This is a genomic window from Kribbella pratensis (assembly GCF_004366075.1).
GTDB lineage: Bacteria > Actinomycetota > Actinomycetes > Propionibacteriales > Kribbellaceae > Kribbella > Kribbella pratensis.
In genome coordinates, this window is sequence record NZ_SODU01000001.1 from 1,915,691 (window position 1) to 1,933,172 (window position 17,482).

At 68.5% G+C, this 17,482-nt stretch carries 17 protein-coding genes; 10 read left to right on the forward strand and 7 right to left on the reverse strand.

The window, feature by feature from the left end; translation table 11 throughout:
* Positions 1–41: 41 nt before the first annotated feature.
* Genes EV137_RS09090 through EV137_RS09105 form a run of 4 tightly spaced genes read left to right on the forward strand, consistent with a single transcriptional unit; the run spans position 42 to position 2,698 of the window.
* Entirely contained in the window at positions 42–713 is a 672-nt protein-coding gene (locus EV137_RS09090; protein WP_134127798.1) for a CsbD family protein, read from the forward strand.
* Position 714: 1 nt separating this feature from the next.
* The gene (locus tag EV137_RS09095) at positions 715–1,140 is read left to right on the forward strand and encodes a phage holin family protein (RefSeq protein ID WP_133999882.1); all 426 of its coding nucleotides are present in this window, start codon (positions 715–717) and stop codon (positions 1,138–1,140) included.
* A complete protein-coding gene (locus EV137_RS09100) occupies positions 1,116–1,748 on the forward strand; it encodes a DUF3618 domain-containing protein (protein WP_134127800.1) in 633 nt (210 codons plus the stop codon). The genes EV137_RS09095 and EV137_RS09100 overlap by 25 nt, the downstream gene beginning before the upstream one ends.
* On the forward strand, positions 1,748–2,698 hold the full coding sequence (locus EV137_RS09105; protein WP_134127802.1) for a YihY/virulence factor BrkB family protein: 951 nt from the start codon (positions 1,748–1,750) through the stop codon (positions 2,696–2,698). The genes EV137_RS09100 and EV137_RS09105 overlap by 1 nt, the downstream gene beginning before the upstream one ends.
* Positions 2,699–2,712: 14 nt before the next feature.
* Here EV137_RS09105 and EV137_RS09110 read toward each other — a convergent pair whose 3' ends face one another.
* Positions 2,713–3,312, reverse strand: coding sequence for a dihydrofolate reductase family protein (locus EV137_RS09110; protein WP_133999892.1), 600 nt, complete (start codon positions 3,310–3,312; stop codon positions 2,713–2,715).
* Between the two features lie 72 nt (positions 3,313–3,384).
* On the opposite strand from EV137_RS09110, the gene EV137_RS09115 reads away from it, so the two are divergent.
* Positions 3,385–3,927: a winged helix-turn-helix domain-containing protein gene (locus tag EV137_RS09115; RefSeq protein WP_134127804.1), complete on the forward strand. Its 543-nt coding sequence runs from the start codon at positions 3,385–3,387 to the stop codon at positions 3,925–3,927.
* The gene (locus EV137_RS09120; RefSeq protein ID WP_134127806.1) at positions 3,924–5,195 is read left to right on the forward strand and encodes an MFS transporter; all 1,272 of its coding nucleotides are present in this window, start codon (positions 3,924–3,926) and stop codon (positions 5,193–5,195) included. Before EV137_RS09115 ends, EV137_RS09120 begins: the two co-directional genes overlap by 4 nt.
* Here EV137_RS09120 and EV137_RS09125 read toward each other — a convergent pair.
* On the reverse strand, positions 5,135–5,761 hold the full coding sequence (locus EV137_RS09125) for a TetR/AcrR family transcriptional regulator (protein ID WP_238175183.1): 627 nt from the start codon (positions 5,759–5,761) through the stop codon (positions 5,135–5,137). The two genes, EV137_RS09120 and EV137_RS09125, sit on opposite strands and share 61 nt — an antisense overlap.
* A gap of 85 nt (positions 5,762–5,846) precedes the next feature.
* Between EV137_RS09125 and EV137_RS09130 the strand changes: the two genes are divergently transcribed.
* Complete coding sequence (locus EV137_RS09130) at positions 5,847–6,716, forward strand: alpha/beta hydrolase (RefSeq protein ID WP_134127808.1); 870 nt, start codon at positions 5,847–5,849, stop codon at positions 6,714–6,716.
* On the opposite strand, the gene EV137_RS09135 is transcribed toward EV137_RS09130, so the two are convergent.
* On the reverse strand, positions 6,681–8,207 hold the full coding sequence (locus EV137_RS09135; RefSeq protein ID WP_133999907.1) for a helix-turn-helix domain-containing protein: 1,527 nt from the start codon (positions 8,205–8,207) through the stop codon (positions 6,681–6,683). The two genes, EV137_RS09130 and EV137_RS09135, sit on opposite strands and share 36 nt — an antisense overlap.
* A 174-nt stretch (positions 8,208–8,381) precedes the next feature.
* Here EV137_RS09135 and EV137_RS09140 point away from each other — a divergent pair, with 174 nt between their 5' ends.
* Positions 8,382–9,599, forward strand: a complete 1,218-nt coding sequence (locus EV137_RS09140) for a type II toxin-antitoxin system Phd/YefM family antitoxin (RefSeq protein WP_133999911.1) — start codon at positions 8,382–8,384, stop codon at positions 9,597–9,599.
* A 39-nt stretch (positions 9,600–9,638) separates the two neighbouring features.
* On the forward strand, positions 9,639–10,874 hold the full coding sequence (locus EV137_RS09145; protein WP_134127810.1) for an acyl-CoA thioesterase/bile acid-CoA:amino acid N-acyltransferase family protein: 1,236 nt from the start codon (positions 9,639–9,641) through the stop codon (positions 10,872–10,874).
* Here EV137_RS09145 and EV137_RS09150 read toward each other — a convergent pair.
* The 3 genes from EV137_RS09150 to ppdK all read right to left on the reverse strand — a co-directional run bounded on the left by EV137_RS09150 (position 10,871) and on the right by ppdK (position 14,916).
* Complete coding sequence (locus EV137_RS09150) at positions 10,871–11,149, reverse strand: YciI family protein (RefSeq protein WP_133999918.1); 279 nt, start codon at positions 11,147–11,149, stop codon at positions 10,871–10,873. The two genes, EV137_RS09145 and EV137_RS09150, sit on opposite strands and share 4 nt — an antisense overlap.
* A gap of 148 nt (positions 11,150–11,297) precedes the next feature.
* Positions 11,298–12,077 (reverse strand): class I SAM-dependent methyltransferase, encoded by a 780-nt coding sequence (locus EV137_RS09155; RefSeq protein ID WP_134127812.1) that lies wholly within the window; start codon positions 12,075–12,077, stop codon positions 11,298–11,300.
* A 124-nt stretch (positions 12,078–12,201) separates the two neighbouring features.
* Positions 12,202–14,916: a pyruvate, phosphate dikinase gene (gene ppdK, locus EV137_RS09160; RefSeq protein WP_134127814.1), complete on the reverse strand. Its 2,715-nt coding sequence runs from the start codon at positions 14,914–14,916 to the stop codon at positions 12,202–12,204.
* A 230-nt stretch (positions 14,917–15,146) separates the two neighbouring features.
* On the opposite strand from ppdK, the gene EV137_RS40460 reads away from it, so the two are divergent.
* The gene (locus tag EV137_RS40460) at positions 15,147–15,284 is read left to right on the forward strand and encodes a hypothetical protein (RefSeq protein ID WP_166679806.1); all 138 of its coding nucleotides are present in this window, start codon (positions 15,147–15,149) and stop codon (positions 15,282–15,284) included.
* A 238-nt stretch (positions 15,285–15,522) separates the two neighbouring features.
* Here the strand turns inward: EV137_RS40460 and EV137_RS09165 are convergent, their stop codons facing one another.
* A complete protein-coding gene (locus EV137_RS09165; protein ID WP_134127816.1) occupies positions 15,523–17,481 on the reverse strand; it encodes a vWA domain-containing protein in 1,959 nt (652 codons plus the stop codon).
* Position 17,482 lies beyond the last annotated feature (1 nt).

Consider the following 17,482-nt stretch of genomic DNA (forward strand, 5'->3'; position numbering starts at 1 on the left):
GGCCTCGCGACGTCATCAATGCTCCAGGAAGGAGCCGTCGCATGACGCACACGACGAATCATCGGATGGACGCACAGAGTCCGCCTGCAGAGGGTGTGACCGAGACAGCCCGGAACGAAGCCGGGCAGCTGACGGAGACCTCGGCCGAGGCCGCTCGCGACGTTGCGGGGACCGTCAAGGAGAAAACGTCGGACGTGACGTCGGACGTTCGTCAAGAGGCCCGACGGTTGGCCGGTCAGACGCGGCAAGAGCTGGTGGGGCAGGCGAGTCAGCAGAAGGACAAGGCCGCCGACGCGCTTCGTTCGATGGGCGAAGAGTTGCGCGGGATGGCGGAACACGGTTCCAGCACGGGGGCTCAGCTGGCACGGCACGGCGCCGACTTCACGGATCGGGCCGCGGACTTCCTGGAGCAGCACGAGCCCGGCGACCTGCTGGACGAGGTTCGCGGATTCGCGCGGCGCAAGCCCGGCACGTTCCTGCTGGTCGCCGCGGCCGCCGGCGTCGTCGCCGGCCGCCTCACCCGTGCCCTCGCATCGGACGGCACATCGGACCGCACATCGGACGGCAGCAGTACGCCGAGCGGCAACGGATCGCTGACCGCGCCACCGGTTCCGCCGGTTTCGGCGCCGCCTCCCACGCCCGCGCCGGTAGCGCCGGACCCGGATCCGGGTGCACCGGTGACGCCCAGGTTCGAGCCGGGATCGGAGCAGTGACATGACCATCGAAGGTCCCCCCGCGGGGAACAGTCCACATCGGCTGTCGATGGACGAGTCGGTCGGTGAGCTGGTCTCCCAGCTCACCACCGACCTGGGACAACTGACGCGCCAGGAGCTGGCGCTCGCCAAGGCCGAACTCCAGACGGAGGCGAAGAAGGCAGGCAAGGGCGCGGGCATGCTCGGGGGTGCGGCCGTTGCCGGCTGGCTGGCGGCCCTCTTCCTCTCCTTGACGGTGATGTGGGCTCTCGACGAGGCAATGGATCTCATCTGGGCAGCACTCATCGTCGCCGCCATCTGGGCGATCGTCGCCGCCGTACTGGCGATGACGGGACGCAACGAGCTCCAGGAGGTCAACCCGAAACCCGACCAGACGGTCGAATCACTCAAGGAGGACGCGAAATGGCTGAAGACCCGGAAGAGCTGAAGCGGAACATCGAGCAAACCCGGCGCAACGTGGGCCGTGATGTCGACGCTCTGACAGAGAAGGTCAGCCCCGGTCGCGTCGTCGGGCGGCGGGTCGAGCGGGCGCGCGGCGGCGTCCACCGGCTGAAGGAACGCGTGATGGGCTCGGAGGAGTCGGTGGGCGGTTCCGTGAGCGACACCGCCGGTTCGGCAGTGTCAACAGTGCAGGACGTCGGCAGCAAGGTCGGTAGCGCGGTCAGTTCGACACCGGACATGGCCCGGGAGCGGACCCGCGGTACGCCGCTGGCCGCCGGAATGGTCGCCTTCGCGGCGGGGTGGATCGCGGCCGCCGCGATGCCTGTGTCGACGCGGGAACGCGAGATGGCCCAGGCCACCAAGGACAAGGCGATGGAGGCCGCCGGTCCGATGAAGGAACATGCCGCGGACCTGGCCCAGGAGGTGAAGAAGAATCTCCAGGAGCCGGCGCAGCAGGCCGTGGAGAACGTCAAGCAGTCCGCATCCGAGGCGGCAACGGAGGTGGCCGACGAGGGCCGTTCAGCGGCTCAGCAGGTCGCCGACGGGACGAAGGACTCGGCGGCCACCGTCCGGCAGGCAGGTGCCTCGAGCTGATGACGGACGAACGACGACCGGCGGTTCCGGGAGTGGATGCGGACAAGCCGACCGAGATCCCGGCGACCGGCTGGTGGCAGGTGATCCGGCGAGCCTGGGCCGAGGCCAAGGCCGACCAGGTTCCACTGCTCGCCGCCGGCGTCGCGTTCTTCTCGTTCCTCTCGCTGTTTCCGGCCCTCGTCGCCGCGGTGCTTGCCTACGGGCTGGTGGCCGATCCGGCTCAGATCCGCGATCAGGTCAAGGATCTGGCCGCATCGATGCCGGCGTCAGGGCGCGATCTGCTGCTCCAGCAGCTCGACGCTCTGATGTCGGCGCCGCGGCAAGGGTTGGGCATCGGCGTTGCGATCGCCGTGATCGCCGCGTTGTGGAGTGCCTCGGGCGGGGTGGGCTACCTGCTCACCGCGGTGAACCTCGCGTACGACGAGGAGGAGACGCGCGGGTTCATGCGCCGGAAGCTCCTGGCGCTCGGGATGACGCTGGGCGCGATCGTCTTCGTCCTGCTCGCGATCGCACTGCTCGCAGCGGGCGCGGCGATCGGGAACGAGGTCGCGACACCGGTCCGCATCCTGCTGGAGGCGGCGAGGCTGGTACTTGCCGTCGTACTGATCACCGTGGCGCTTGCCGTCACCTACCGGCTGGGGCCTGATCGCGATGCGCCGCGTATCCGCTGGGTGTCCACGGGCGCCGTCGTCGCGACCGTTGTCTGGCTGATCGCTTCGATCGGTTTCTCGATCTATGTCGAGACGTTCGGCAACTACGCCAAGACCTACGGCAGTCTCGCCGCCGTGGTGGTCCTGATGTTGTGGCTGTGGCTGACCGCGTACGCCGTACTGCTCGGAGCCGAGATCAACGCGGAGGCCGAGCAACAGACGGCGCGCGACACCACCAAGGAGGAGCCGCGGCCCATCGGACGGCGAAACGCGGTCAAGGCCGACTCCGTCCCCCAGTAGCTGACCCGGCTCCGTCAAGTAGCGACGCAATAGCGGATCCAGACAACGCCGTCCTTGAACACCTCGGTGCCGGCGTGCCGCAGGTTGAGGCGATGGACGTCGTACCACGGCTCGCCTCCGAGCAGTACCGGGTGGACAAGGAGGGCCAGCTCATCAATCAGGTCGAGGCCCAGACAGGTGCGGAGCACTGCGTGCGAGTCGACGCGGACGGTCTGTACGCCGCGGCGCCCCAGGACATCGAACACTTCGACGAGATCTACCTGGTCGTAGCCGGTGATCAGCTCACGGGTGGTCGCGTCCGGCGGGCGCTCCGGCGTCTGATCGGCGTACAACGCGAGGACGCCGGACCAGTAGCCCAGCTCCCGCAACGAGTCCCAGCTCCGGACCCGTGCCCGCTCGTCCACCACCGCAAGCAGTGGACCCTCGGCCCGCGGACCGCGCCGAGGAGCCGCGAGTACGGCGTTCTCCTGGGCGAGGATCGTGCCGGCGTCGATCAGCGTCACGTCCTCCTGCCACAGCGACGCCAGCGCATAGAACCGTGCGAGGTCGACGTCGAATCCCGACGTCACCCCGTCCAGCGAAACCGCCAGCTGAGCCACCACATGAGGCCGCATGCCCCCAACGTAGGGACGGCCACCGACAAATCCCGATTGCAGAGACTCCTCTGCAGAGAGTACTCTGCATTCATGCGACGGATTGATGCCCGAAGTCTGCGCGGACTCGCCCACCCGCTCCGGATGCGCATCCTGGAGGCGATCGAGCTCGACGGACCGGCGACGTCGAGCACGTTGGCGACGCGGCTCGGGGAGAACACCGGCACGATCAGCTGGCACCTGCGGCTGCTCGCCGAGCACGGATACCTCGAGGAGGACCCCGACCTCGGCACGAAGCGCGAGCGCTGGTGGCGGCTCCCCCACGGTCCGACCGTCCTCAACCCGGCCGAGTTCCTCGACGACCCGGAGACGCGACGCGCCCTCGACGTGTACCTGCGCGATCTCGTGGAGCGCTACTACGACCGCGTCCGGGCCTACGTCGACGAAGACTGGCCGGCCGACTGGCAGCACGCAGCCGGCCTCTCGGACTGGCGCAACCTGCGCCTGACTCCCGAGCAGCTGCACAAGCTCAACGAGGAGATCGGAGCCGTCATCGACCGCTACACCGGCGCTGAACCGGCCGATGGGTCGGAGCGCGTCATCGTCCAGCTGCAGTCGTTCCCGCGCCGCTCATGAGCCTGCTGCGAACGCACCGCGACTTCCGCCTGTTCTGGATCGGCGAGACGATCAATCGTTTCGGCAGCGCGATCTCGTCGGTGGCGCTGCCGCTGGTCGCGATTTCGATGCTCGACGCAACAACCTTCGAAGTCGGCCTGCTGACCGCGGCGGCCTGGGCGCCGTGGCTCCTGATCGGCCTGCCCACCGGCGCCTGGATCGATCGGGTACGTCGACGTCCGCTGATGCTCGTTTCCTCGGCCGTCTCCGGCCTCCTGCTCGCCATGGTTCCACTGGCCGGCTTGGTTCCGCTGGCCGGCGACGTGCTGACGATCGAGTTCCTCCTGGTGATCGCAGGACTCGTCGGAGCCGCGTCGGTCGTGTTCCAGACGGCGTACACCGCTTATCTCCCGACGCTTCTGGATCCGTCCGATCACGCGGAGGGCAATGCGAAACTGCACGGGAGCGCGTCGGCCGCGCAGATCGCGGGGCTCGGGTGCGGCGGGCTCCTGGTGCAGTTCGCCGGCGCGGCCAATGCACTGTTCGTCGACGCGGCCAGCTTCTTGGTCGCGCTCGGTTGTCTGGCCGCGATCCGCTTCCGGGAACGCCGTACGAACGCGCCTCGGCAGGCCGGTGCGATCCGGGAGGGCATCAGGCTGGTCGCGCACGATGTCTGGCTGCGTACGTTGACGATCTTCGGCGCGGTCTCGAATCTCGCCTTGATGGGTTATCAGGCGATCGTCGTCGTTTTCCTGGTCCGCGAGGCCGGGCTGACCGCCGGCACGGTCGGCACGCTGATCGCGGCGGCCTCCAGCGGCGGTGTGCTCGGCGCGCTCGTCGGCCGCAGGACCATGCGGTTCGGTACGGCGCGTGCGCTGCTGCTATGCGAGCTCGGCCTGCCGACGCTGGCGTTGTTGATCCCGCTGGGCGGTGCGAGTCCGTGGTTCTATCTGGTCGGCGCGTTCGGCGTGAGCCTCGGCGTGGTCGGTGGAAATGTCGTGAAGGCGACGTTCCTCCAGTCCTACTGCCCACCTGACCTGTTCGGCCGGCTGACCGCGACCAACGCCTTCGTCAACTACGGCACCATCCCGCTCGGCGCCCTTCTCGGCGGCACACTCGGCCAGACCCTCGGCCTCACCCCGGCCCTCTGGATCACGACAGCCGGCGTACCGCTCGCAGGCCTGGTCCTCCTGGCGTCACCGATCCGCGGGCGCCGCGACCTACCGACTCACCAAGGCACCGGCGTACCCGGAACGACTGCCGACTCCAGCCGGATCCGCACTGCCTGACGGGCGCGCTCGTATCCCGTCTCGTCGTTGTGCAGGATCGAGGCCAGGTTCGCGGCCTCGTAGTACGCGTTCAGGTCGAACGCGAGCTGCGCCGGATCGGCCGCGAGCTCGCCTCGCTCGACGGCCTCGGCGACCGCGGTTTCGATCAGGTCCATCCACTCGTGATGGACGGAGGCGAGGTACTCGTGCACAGCGCCGCCGCGTGCGGAGAACTCGTGCGAGACCTTCTGGAAGAAGCAGCCACCCGGGAACACCCGGCTCCGCGAGTAGTCCAGCCAGTGCCGGCTCAGCGCCCACACCCGCCCGAGACCGGGCTCCACCTCGTAGGCCGGAATCACGACGTTGTCGGCGTAGATCCGGCGCGCTGCCCGGACGGTCGCCAACTGCAGCTCCTCCTTGGAGCCGAAGTGTGCGAACAGTCCGCTCTTGCTGATCCCGAGCTCGGTCGCGAGCCGCCCGATCGACAGCCCTTCGAGCCCGTCGACCGACGCGATGTCGACCGCGCGACGCAGTACGGCGCGGCGGGTCTGGTCACCCCGCGCCAACCGTCCGTCGACCTTCTCCACGATTCCCGATCCTAAGTCCCGTTGACTGCTAGGCTGTGCGAAACTAATAATACGACCGTTCGTATAGTTTGCCGGAGGGGATGTCATGCAGAAACTGGTTAGCGTCGGATTGCAGACAATCGGAGTGTTGTCACCGCGACTCGGCGGGCGGCTCGCGTTCAACCTGTGGCGGCGTCCGCTCACCCGCGGCCGGGTCCGGCCGAACGAGCAGATTGTCCACAACGCCGCGCGCGTGGAGATTGTCGACAATGTGAAGACCTACGCCTGGGGTGACGGCAACCGGCCGGTGCTCCTCGTCCATGGCTGGCGGTCCCGCGCCTCGCGGTACGCCGCCTTCATCACGCGTCTGCTCGAGCTCGGCTACAGCCCCGTGTCGTACGACGCTCCCGCACACGGCGACTCGGACGGCGACGTCGTCTCGATCCTCGGCCACCAGCGGATCATCCGCGGGCTCGAGGAACGCCACGGCCCGTTCGAGGGCGTGATCGCGCACTCCCTCGGCGTACCGTTCGCGCTGTACGCCGTCCGCGAAGGCGTCGCGGCGAAGCGGCTGGTGATGATCAGCGGCGTCGCGGACTTCGGATACCTGGCCGACACGTTCTGCGCCCAGCTCGGCCTGGGGCCGAAGATCAACCAGCAGCTGCGGCGACGGATCGAGCGCGGGTACTTCGACGGAGACGACCAGATCTGGAAGCGTTTCTCGGTGACGACCGGAAAGCTCGAGCTGCTGGTCATCCACAACGACGAGGACGAGATCGTCGACCCGGCGCAGGCCCAGGTGCTGCTACGGAACTACGGCGACCGCGCGCACTTCCTGCCGACGACCGGCCTCGGCCACCGCAAGATCCTCTCGGACCCCGCCGTGATCGCCGAGGCGGTCGCCTTTCTGCAGGACTCGGACGTCCACTCAGATGTCCACTCAGATGTCGCGGAAGGTCTCGATCTGAGCGCCTAGCGAGTTCAGCCGGGTGGCCAGGTCCTCGTAGCCGCGGTTGATCACGTACACGCTGCGCAGGACCGACGTACCCTTCGCGGCCATCATCGCGATCAGCGTGACGACGGCCGGGCGGAGCGCCGGCGGGCACATGATCTCGGCGCCGGAGAAGTGCGTCGGGCCCTCGACCATCACCCGGTGCGGGTCGAGCAGCTTGACCCGGCCGCCGAGCTTGTTCAGGTCGGTCAGGTAGATCGCGCGGTTCTCGTAGACCCAGTCGTGGATCAGGGTCTGCCCGGTGGCGGTCGCCGCGATCACCGCGAAGAACGGCAGGTTGTCGATGTTCAGGCCCGGGAACGGCATCGGGTGGATCTTGTCGATCGGCGCGTGCAGTTTCGACGGCCGGGTGGTGAGGTCGACGAGCCGGGTACGGCCGTTCTCGGCGAGGTACTCCGTACTGCGGTCGTAGTCGAGCCCCATCTCCTCCAGCAGCGCGAGCTCGATCTCCAGGAACTCCACCGGCGCGCGCCGGATGGTGATCTCGGACTTCGTGACGATCGCCGCGGTGAGCAGGCTCATCGCCTCGATCGGGTCCTCCGACGGCGCGTAGTCGACGTCCACGTCGATGTCGGCCTTGCCGTGCACGGTCAGCGTCGTGGTGCCGATGCCGTCGATCTTCACGCCGAGCAGGTCCAGGTAGAAGCACAGGTCCTGGACCATGTAGTTCGGGCTGGCGTTGCGGATCACCGTGACACCGTCGTACCGGGCGGCGGCCATGATCGCGTTCTCGGTCACGGTGTCGCCGCGCTCGGTCAGCACGATCGGCTTGCCCGGAGCGATCGCCCGGTTCACCAGCGCGTGGTACTGCCCGCCGGTCGCCTTCACCTCGAGACCGAACGGGCGCAGCGCGGTCAGGTGCGGCTCGACGGTGCGGGTGCCGAGGTCGCAGCCGCCGGCGTACGGCAGCTCGAACGCGTCCTCGCGGTGCAGCAGCGGGCCGAGGAACATGATGATCGAGCGGGTACGACGGGCCGCCTCGGCATCCATCGCGCTCAGGTCGAGGTGCGTCGGCGGGATGATCTCCAGGTCGCCGGCGTCGTTGAGCCAGGTGGTCCTGACGCCGATCGAGTTCAGCACCTCGAGGAGACGATTGACCTCTTCGATGCGAGCGACCTTGCGCAGCGTCGTCCGGCCCTTGTTCAACAGCGATGCGCAGAGCAGCGCGACGCCGGCGTTCTTGCTCGACTTCACGTCGATGGCGCCGGACAACTGCCGGCCGCCGGCGACGCGGAGGTGGACCGGGCCGCCGCCGAGAGAGACAATTTCGGAGTCGAGCGCCTCGCCGATCCGGGCGAGCATCTCGAGGGTGAGGTTCTGATGACCCTTCTCGATCCTGTTCACCGCACTCTGGCTGGTGTTCAGTACTTCCGCGAGCTGCGTCTGCGTCCAGCCGCGATGCTTACGGGCGTCCCGGATGAGGTTTCCGATCCGGCTCAGGTAGTCATCGGTCATGGTCGGGACCTTATCTCACATGTGAGATACCGCTGCACCGACCCGCCGGTGCCACCGTATCCAACGTCACGTCGACTCCTGTACCCACCCTCAACGGGCCCCGCACGGTCTGTTGATACAGCCGCCGCCTAGAGTTACCCCAACTCCCGCCGCCACCCGGAGAGGAACCAGTAGATGCCCGAGGACACCTCCGCCGCGGTGGTCAACGAGTTCGAGGCGGAGTCGTGGCCGCTCGAGGCAGCCGCCGACAGCCTGCACCAGGTCATCGACGGCTTCCAGAACGGGGACACCCGGCCGCTGGTGATAGGCGACGGCGACCAGCCGGTGCTCGTGGTGCTGGCGATCGCCGACCTGGCGGACTTCCGCTCCCGGATCGCGGACCTGCTCGGCAACCCGGTCGACGCCGGCTGGCTGCGGTACTACCTGCGCTCCAACTTCGACATGAGCTCCGAGCGGCTGGTCGAGCTGCTCGGCGTGGACACGGACCACGGGCTGTCCTCGCTGGCCAGTCAGGTCAACGTCGAGCAGGCCGCGACGCTGATGCCCGACCACGTACGCCGTACCGAGGCCGGCGGCAACCCGCTGATGCTGATCGGCGACGGCACAATGGCGACCGCCGCGCTGCTGTCCTTCCAGGCGTTCCAGGTGCTGCTCGCGATGGAAGGCGACGGCAAGGGCGATGACGACTCCTGCGCGCACGACGACGAGGAGAAGCCGACCACGCCCCTGGAGGTGCTCGCCGAGCGGATCGGTCCGGTGTCTACGCAGCTGGTCGCGCAGATCAACGCCGGCCGCGAGCCGGGCCTCCCGCGCTACGAGCTGCACTTCGAGGACGAGCTGGTCGAGCACCTGCGTGACCTGGAGGCGCGTGCGCAGAAGGCGCCGGGCGGTGGGGCGTACGACGAGTTGAACGGGCTGCTGCACCAGTTCGACCAGATGCGCAGCGGGCTGGTCGAAGCGGAGACCGAGGAGGCGGACGAGGCGCCGTACCTCGAAGCATCCGATCTGAAGGCGGCACTGCCGGACATCCGGGACGCGTTCCGCGACGGTGCCGACGACCCGTACCTGGTCGGCCTGGACGGACGGCCGCTCGCGGGGCTGATCTCGTTCGACCTGTACGAGGAGCTGCAGAAGGTCTCGGTCGAGCTGGACGGGACGGACGAGGCACCGGTCCTCCCGCTGCCCGAGCCGCGCTGGGAGAACGGCCCGCGGCTGCTGCCGTTCGAGGTCGCGCTCGAGATGTGCGAGGCGGTCATCGAGGACCTCACCAACGGCGAGGCGTCGATGCTGTTCATCGCCGACGAGGACAACGAGCCCGAACTGGTCCTCGCTCCCCTGGTCTGGCTCTGGGCGTACGTCGACCACCTCAACCTGGAAGGCGCCGACGCCTGACACCCTCGCAGTGACTCCGAGGAGTGCCACTCTGGAACTGTGAACCGAGTTCTGGTCATGTCCGCGGCGATCTGCCTACTTGCGGCGGGATGTACGTCGGAACACGCGGTGCTGACCGTCGACCAGGCGGTGACACTCGCCGACCAGCAGGTCCATCTGAAGGTGACCGGCGCACCGGCGGGAAGGCCGGTGGACGTCGCCGCGGAGGCCGTCGACCGGGACGGCAAGAAGTGGCACAGCCAGGTGACGGTCACCGCCGACGACCACGGCACGGTGGACCTCGATACGGCCAGGCCCGCGAGCGGGACCTATCACGATGTCGACGGCATGGGCCTGTTCTGGTCGATGAACCCACCGGACGGGGACCCGGAGGAGCAGTCGTACATTCCGCCGTCCGAGGACGGGCGCCCGGTCGAGCACCTCGAGGTCTCGGTCAGCCGCGACGGCAAGCAGCTGGCGAGTACGACGCTCACGCGGCAGTGGGTGGCGTCCGGGGTGACGACCAGGGCGCTCACGAGGGCCAAGGACAAGGTCACCGGTGTGTACGTCGCGCCGAAGACGGATGGCGCCAAGCATCCCGCCGTACTGTTCTTCGGCGGCTCTGAAGGCGGCGCTCCGTCGCTCTCGATCCCCTATCTGCTGGCTTCGCACGGCTACCCGGTACTCGCGGTGGCGTACTTCCACGCTCCGGGCGTGCCGGCGGAGCTGCGCAACGTCCCGATCGAGTACTTCGCGACCGCGGCTCGTTGGCTCGACCAACAACCCGAAGTCGATCCGGCGCGCGCCGTCGTCATGAGTGCGTCGTTCGGCACCGAGGCCGCGCTGCTGGTGGCTGACCACTTCCCGGCCCTCGTCCATGGCGCCGTGCTGTTCGCGCCCGGAGCGGCGGGGACGCCGTCGTTTCCGCATCCAGGCGCGAGGGCGTGGACCTACCAAGGGCGGCCGGTGGGACCCGAACTGATCCCGGTCGACGGCGTGGACGGACCGGTACTCGCGGTGGCGGGGTCCGCCGACGGGTCATGGGACTCGCGGCAGGCTGCCGAGCAGATCATGCTGGAGCTCGACGACGCGCACGACAAGTTCCCGCACGAGGCCGTGATCGTCACCGGCGCCGGCCATGGCGTCGGCGGAGCGCCGTATCTGCCGCGCGGAACGACGATCAACCATCCGATCGTCGGCCCGTACAAGTTCGGCGGGACCCGCCCGAGCAACGAGTCGGCCATGCGCCAGGGCTGGGCGAAGACCCTGGCTCTCCTCGCCTCGCTCCAGCGTTAGCTGAACGGGAAGAGCGGCTGCCATTCGGCCAAGGTGGCGATCTCGTAGACGTCGGCCGGCGTGTACGGGTCCTTGGCGAGGATGTCGCGGAGCTCGGCCTCGTCGGCGACGTCGTACACGAGCAGCGCGCCGGTCTGGTCGGCGAACGGTCCGGCCGCGACGAGCTTGCCGTCGGCCTTCAGCGCGGCGAGGTACTCGCGGTGCGCCGGGCGGACCTCCATCCGGCGATCGGTCTGAGCGACGTCGAAGCGCAACTGCACGACATATTGAGCCATGCACGAAACTCTACAACGGCCTTGGAAACAAGGGATTTGGTGCGGGAAAGGGAGTCACGAGCCGCCACAGCGGCTGGTTCAGGTCAGACCCGAAAGTCGACGAGTGATCTCCCTTCCCGCCCGGACATTCTCACCAGCCGAGGGGTCCCTACGCAAGGGTTTGGTTAAGGGAAATTCCTACAGAAAGTTGATTGAGATAACGCTTCGTGACCGAACCCCCGGCCGCGTCGATGAGCGCGCCGATGCACTCGTACAGTCCGTCACGCCGGTCCGTTGTCAAGGCCCGATGACCTGAATACGAGGACAGAAGTTCGAGGTACTCGGCCGTCGAATACGCCGCGTCCCAGGCATAGCTGCGGAACTCCACGGACCCGAAAAGCTCCGTCTCCCCGAGCCCCGCGGGATCCACCGGTACGTCGTCCGCGGCGGGCAGTCCGTCCTTCACCGGATCGTCGGTGAACCGGTCGTAGCAGGACTGCACGTCGACGAAGAACTGCTCGGAACCGCCCGCGACGTGATGCGTCGACACGATCGCCAGCGCGCCGCCCGGCCGCAGCATGTCCACACACCGCTGGACGCGCGTCGCCGGATCGAGCCAGTGGAACGCGGTCGCCGCGATCACCAGGTCGAAGTCCGCCGCCGGCAGGTCCCAGCTGTCGAAGTCCGCGACGATCACCTCGACCTCGGGAAGGTTCCGCTGCAGGACGCCCCCGAGCTCGGGACTCAGCTCGACCACGGTGACCGGCCAACCGCGCGCGACCATCGCCGCGGTCGCCTGGCCGGTCCCAGGGCCGATCTCCAGCACCTTCGGTCGGTCCCCGACGATCCGCGCGAGCTCCTCGAAGAGCTCGCGCGGATAAGCCGGCCGGACACGGTCGTACAGCTCCGCGTCTTCCCCGAACGTCGTGCGTAGCGTCTCGCGGCTCATCGCCGCAGGTTAGCGGACCTGTACCACTCATCAACTGCCCGCTGCGGCCGCGCAGGCGACCTGGGTCAGCGTGCCGATCCGCGGCGGTCGGTGGTTGGTGAGTGGCGTGGGTCCGCCCCTGGTGTCAGTCCAAGGCAGCGCGGCCGGCCTCCAACCGCGCGACCGGGATGCGGAACGGGGAGCAGGAGACGTAGTCGAGGCCGACCTCGTGGAAGAAGTGGATGCTGTCGGGGTCGCCGCCGTGCTCGCCGCAGATGCCGAGCTTGAGGTCCGGCTTGGTCGCCCGCCCGCGATCCACGCCGGTCCGCACCAGCGCGCCGACGCCCTCCCGGTCGATCGACTCGAACGGCGACACCGCGAAGATGCCCTTCTCCAGGTACCGCGAGAAGAACGCGCCCTCGACGTCGTCGCGGCTGAAGCCCCACGTGGTCTGGGTCAGGTCGTTGGTGCCGAACGAGAAGAAGTCGGCCGCCTCCGCGATCTGGTCCGCGATCACGGCGGCCCGCGGCAGCTCGATCATCGTGCCGATCGGGATCTCGGTACCGCCTTCGTAGTCAGCGAGCACGCGTTCCACCTCGTCACGCGCGAGGTGCAGCTCTTGCACGGCGCCGACCAGCGGGATCATGATCTCCGGTCGCGGATCCTTGCCCTGGGCCCGCAACTCGGCGGTCGCCGCCGCGATCGCCCGGACCTGCATCGCGAACAAACCGGGGACCACCAGCCCGAGCCTGACCCCGCGCAGGCCGAGCATCGGGTTCTCCTCGTGCAGCCGTTCGACCGCCGCGAGCAGCTTCACATCGTGCTCCGACTCCTCGCCGCGTTCGCGCGCCACCGCGACCTTCACCGCCAGCTCCTCCATCGACGGCAGGAACTCGTGCAGCGGCGGGTCGATCAACCGGATCGTCACCGGCAGCCCGTCCATCGCGGCCAGCAGCTCCAGGAAGTCCGCGCGCTGCAAGGGTTCCAGCTCGGCCAGCGCGGTCTCCCGCTCCGCATCGTTGTCCGCGAGGATCAGCCGCTCGACGGATTCGCGCCGCTCCCCCAGGAACATGTGCTCCGTGCGGCACAGGCCGATCCCGGACGCCCCGAACCGTCGCGCCCGCGCAGCGTCGTCCGCGGTGTCCGCATTGGTCCGTACGCCGAGCCGCCGTACGTCGTCCGCGTGCGTGATCAACCGGTGCACCGACGCGACCAGCTCGTCGCCCGCGTCCGGGGCGAGCGTGCCCTCGAAGTACTGCACGACCGGGGACGGCACGACCGGAACCTCGCCGCGGAACACCTCACCCGTGGTGCCGTCGATCGAGATCATCTCGCCGGCCTCGAGCACGGCGCCGTTCACCTTGATGGTGCCCTGGGCGACGTTCACGTCGAGCTCCTCGGCGCCGCAGACACAGGTCTTGCCCATGCCGCGCGCGACTACGGCCGCGTGCGAGGTCTTGCCGCCGCGGCTGGTCAGGATGCCCTGCGCCGCGATCATGCCGTGCAGGTCGTCGGGGTTGGTCTCGCGCCGCACCAGGATGACCTTCTCGCCGCGCTCCGCCGCCTCGACCGCGGCCGCCGACGTGAACACGACCTTGCCCGACGCCGCACCCGGCGACGCACCGATCGCCTTCGTGATCAGGTCCGTCGCGGCATCCGCGTCGAACCGCGGGAACATCAGCTGCGCGAGCTGCGCACCCTTCACCCGCTGGAGCGCCTCGTCGGTGTCGATCACGCCCTCGTCGACCAGGCTGGTCGCGATCCGGAACGCCGCCGCCGCAGTCCGCTTGCCGACGCGGGTCTGCAGCATCCACAGCTTGCCGCGCTCGACGGTGAACTCGATGTCGCACAGATCGCGGTAGTGACCTTCGAGCTTGGCCATGATGTCCATCAGGTCGTCGTACGACGCCTTGTCGATCTGCTCGAGGTCCGCGAGCGGGACGGTGTTGCGGATGCCCGCGACGACATCCTCGCCCTGGGCGTTCTGCAGGTAGTCGCCGTACACGCCGGGCTGGCCGCTCGACGGGTCGCGGGTGAACGCGACGCCGGTGCCGGAATCCATGCCGAGGTTGCCGAACACCATCGAGCAGATGTTCACCGCCGTGCCGAGGTCGGTGGGGATGCGCTCCTGGCGGCGGTAGAGGATCGCGCGGTCCGAGTTCCAGGAGCGGAAGACGGCCTCGGTCGCGAGGTCCATCTGGGTCCGCGGGTCCTGCGGGAACTCGCGGCCGGTGTGGTCGTGGACAGCCTGCTTGAAGGTCTTGACGAGAGCCTTCAGGTCGGCCGCGTCCAGATCCAGGTCGTTGCGGGTGCCCTTCGCCTGCTTGGCGTGTTCGATCGCGTCCTCGAACACGTCGCCGTCCATGCCGAGCACGGTCTTGCCGAACATCTGGATCAGCCGGCGGTACGCGTCCCAGGCGAACCGGGGGTTGCCGGACTGGTGCGCGAGCCCGTTCACCGAGTCGTCGTTGAGGCCGACGTTCAGGACCGTTTCCATCATGCCGGGCATCGAGACGGCGGCGCCGGAGCGGACCGAGACCAGCAGCGGGTCGTCCGCCTGGCCGAGCTTCTTGCCCATCTTCTGCTCAAGCAGGTGGACGTGGTGGTCGATCTCGTCGGCGAGCTCAGCGGGTACCGCGCCGGTCTCGAGGTAGACGCGGCAGGCGTCCGCGGTGATGGTGAACCCGGGTGGTACCGGCAGGCCGAGATTGGTCATCTCGGCCAGGTTGGCTCCCTTGCCGCCGAGCAGCTCCAACATGGATTTGTTGCCTTCGGCAAAGTCGTAGACGAGTTTCGGCACGGTCACTCCCTGGGTTGCAGGCGGGTGTTTGCAGGCGCGGGAAATGACCCGCTGGCCCATCGACTCCGGCGGCGGGGGCGTACTTTCAGAGTAAGCCCAAAAACCAGTCCAGTTGAACACTGGTCTCACGATGCCGACGTGACCCTTCCCACAGGTCGAAGGCCGGAAAACCCTTCCCACGTTGACAACGCGAGACATTCGGTGTCTTCACCGATGAAACCTCCGAGCCGGGTGCTGAGACGGTTTCGTCGGTGGTGAGCCGGCGCGCTGTGTGAGCTCGACCCGGAGGTGTGATCGCCCAGGAGCTGTGCGCGGTGTGCGCGATCGATGTGACAGACGTCGACGCGGCCCTCGACTACCTGGGGTGCCGAGCGGACGTTGTGAGCACCGACCCACAAAACCTGACCGAGGTACTGGAGTCGGTCTAGACCATCGGCCGAGACGGCACGCAGTTGTTGGACAGCCTCCGGCTCCGCAGTGCTACGGACGCACGCGCTGGCGCTGCCGGTGTGCGGGCTGCCGGGGAGCGGTCGGCGGCGATCCCGGCGATCGCGCGACGCCTGCGGTAGTGATGTTGATTCAGGCGTGGACTGGGGACAGGCGATGGGGACCTGGGACAGGTCATTGCGTGTTCCAGGTCCCCATACGGTGTCTCCAGTCCCGGCTTTACAGCTTGCGGCGGGTGCGGAGGTAGTCGCCTACGACCGCCGCGCCCAGTCCGTCGGCGTCGGGGGCGAGGACGCGGCCGCCGCTGCGGCGGGCCAGTAGGTCGACGAAGGCGTTCAGGCGCGGGTCGTCGCCCAGGCGGAAGACGGTCAGCGAGGCGCCGAGCTTGGCCAGGCGGTCGACCTCGAAGATCGTCTTGCGGAGGGTGGCCGCCTCGGGTGGGTACGAGAACTCGGCCGTGCCGTCGGGCTCCAGGTGTGCGGTCGGTTCCCCGTCCGTCACCATCAGTACGACGGGTTGTGCATCCGGGTGCCGCCGCAGATGACGACCGGCGAGGAGCAGCGCGTGGTGCGCGTTCGTGCCCTGCTCCCACGTGCCCTCCATCCCGATCAGCTGGGGCAGCTCGACAACCCCGGCGTACCGGCCGAACGTGATCAGCTGCAACGCGTCGTTCCGGTACCGCGTCGAGATGAGCTGGTGCAGTGCGAGCGCCGTCCGCTTCATCGGCAGCCAGCGACCCTCCTGCACCATCGACCACGACGTGTCGACCAGCAACGCCACCGCGGCCCGGGCCCGATGCTCGGTCTCCGCGATCTCCACGTCCGCCACGTCAAGCTTGACGGAACCAGAGCGCGAAGCGGTCCGCAGTACGGCGTTCCGCACCGTCCGCGGCACGTCCCACGGCTGGGTGTCCCCGAACTCCCACGGACGCGACGATCCACTCAGCTCACCGGCCGCGCCCGCGTTGGCCGCGTCCCGTTCACCTGATCCCCGAGCGGTCCGCAGTACGTCGGCCAACGCCGTCTGACCGAGCTGACGCAACGCCTTCGGCGACAACCGCAGCGAACCGTCCGGCGCCCGCTCGATCAGACCCTGATCACGCAACTGCCGCTCCAGCTCACTCAGCCGCCGCGCGTCGACCGTCGCCTCGTCACCCAGCTGACGGGTGAGCGCGTCGAGGTCGATGTCCTCGAGCCGCGCCCCTGGGTACGACTGCGCCAGCTGCTCCGCCAACGCATCCAGTTCCGCGAGGTCGGACATCGCCTGCGCGCCCTCGGCAAGCCCGAGCGGATCGTCACCACGCATCTGCTCGGACCCGTACCAGTCCTCCCCCGGCCGCAGCGACTGCAGCTGGGCGTCCAGCTGCGCCAACTGCTGCGCGAGTTGCGGACTGCCGAACGCCTGCTGCGAAAGCTCCGCCAGCTCGGCGCGCTGTTCGGGAGTCATCGAGTTCAGCATCCGTTGCGCGGCGGCCGCCCGCTGCGCGAGTACGTCGATCAGCTCGTCGACGTTCCGTGGATTCTCCGGGAAGAACTCGCCGTGGTTGGCCATGAACTCCTCGAAGAGTTCCGGCACCTCGGGCCGGCCCTGCGCGTGGGCCGCGAGCAAGGCGTTGAGGTCGGCCAGCATCTCGTTGATCGCCTCGATGTCCTCAGGCGTGGTCTGCTGCAGCGCCTCCTTCATGCCCTCGAACCGCGAACCGAGCAGTTCCCGCCCGAGCAGCTCACGGATCTGCTCGTACTTGTCCCGGGCCTCCGACGACTCCCACTGGTAGTTCGCCAGCTCCCGTACGGCGGCCGCCGTACCGGAGGGAAGCGCGTCGAGCTCCGCTTCCTTGAACCGCGCGTCGTCGGACGGATTCGGGAACAGCTCGCGCCGCTCCGCTTCCAGGGCCTCGTTCAGGAGCCGCTGGACGTCCCGCAGCGTGCCGTCGAGGTTGTGCCGCCGCTCGATCTCGCGGCGGCGCTCCCACATCCGGCGGCTCAGGTCGTCCAGGCCCTGGGTGTTCCGGGTGCCGCGCCGGAGCAGTTCCTCCAGCGCGGACCGCGGCGACGACCCGTTCATCACGTCCCGGCCGATCTCGTCCAGCGCGTCCCGCAGATCCACGGGTGCCTTCAGAGGATCCGGCCCGTCGTGCCACGGCCCGTAGGACCACCCTTCCGGAATTGACGCCGACATG

What these genes read in the sequence shown, in the direction of transcription:
- EV137_RS09155 (WP_134127812.1), bottom strand. Translation starts at nt 12,077, where the DNA reads ATGAGCCGCGAGACGCTACGCACGACGTTCGGGGAAGACGCGGAGCTG.
- EV137_RS09105 (WP_134127802.1), top strand. Translation starts at nt 1,748, where the DNA reads ATGACGGACGAACGACGACCGGCGGTTCCGGGAGTGGATGCGGACAAG.
- EV137_RS09150 (WP_133999918.1), bottom strand. Translation starts at nt 11,149, where the DNA reads ATGGCTCAATATGTCGTGCAGTTGCGCTTCGACGTCGCTCAGACCGAT.
- EV137_RS09130 (WP_134127808.1), top strand. Translation starts at nt 5,847, where the DNA reads ATGCAGAAACTGGTTAGCGTCGGATTGCAGACAATCGGAGTGTTGTCA.
- EV137_RS09090 (WP_134127798.1), top strand. Translation starts at nt 42, where the DNA reads ATGACGCACACGACGAATCATCGGATGGACGCACAGAGTCCGCCTGCA.
- EV137_RS09165 (WP_134127816.1), bottom strand. Translation starts at nt 17,481, where the DNA reads ATGTCGGCGTCAATTCCGGAAGGGTGGTCCTACGGGCCGTGGCACGAC.
- EV137_RS09120 (WP_134127806.1), top strand. Translation starts at nt 3,924, where the DNA reads ATGAGCCTGCTGCGAACGCACCGCGACTTCCGCCTGTTCTGGATCGGC.
- EV137_RS09095 (WP_133999882.1), top strand. Translation starts at nt 715, where the DNA reads ATGACCATCGAAGGTCCCCCCGCGGGGAACAGTCCACATCGGCTGTCG.
- ppdK (WP_134127814.1), bottom strand. Translation starts at nt 14,916, where the DNA reads ATGGGCCAGCGGGTCATTTCCCGCGCCTGCAAACACCCGCCTGCAACC.
- EV137_RS09135 (WP_133999907.1), bottom strand. Translation starts at nt 8,207, where the DNA reads ATGACCGATGACTACCTGAGCCGGATCGGAAACCTCATCCGGGACGCC.
- EV137_RS09100 (WP_134127800.1), top strand. Translation starts at nt 1,116, where the DNA reads ATGGCTGAAGACCCGGAAGAGCTGAAGCGGAACATCGAGCAAACCCGG.
- EV137_RS09110 (WP_133999892.1), bottom strand. Translation starts at nt 3,312, where the DNA reads ATGCGGCCTCATGTGGTGGCTCAGCTGGCGGTTTCGCTGGACGGGGTG.
- EV137_RS09140 (WP_133999911.1), top strand. Translation starts at nt 8,382, where the DNA reads ATGCCCGAGGACACCTCCGCCGCGGTGGTCAACGAGTTCGAGGCGGAG.
- EV137_RS09115 (WP_134127804.1), top strand. Translation starts at nt 3,385, where the DNA reads ATGCGACGGATTGATGCCCGAAGTCTGCGCGGACTCGCCCACCCGCTC.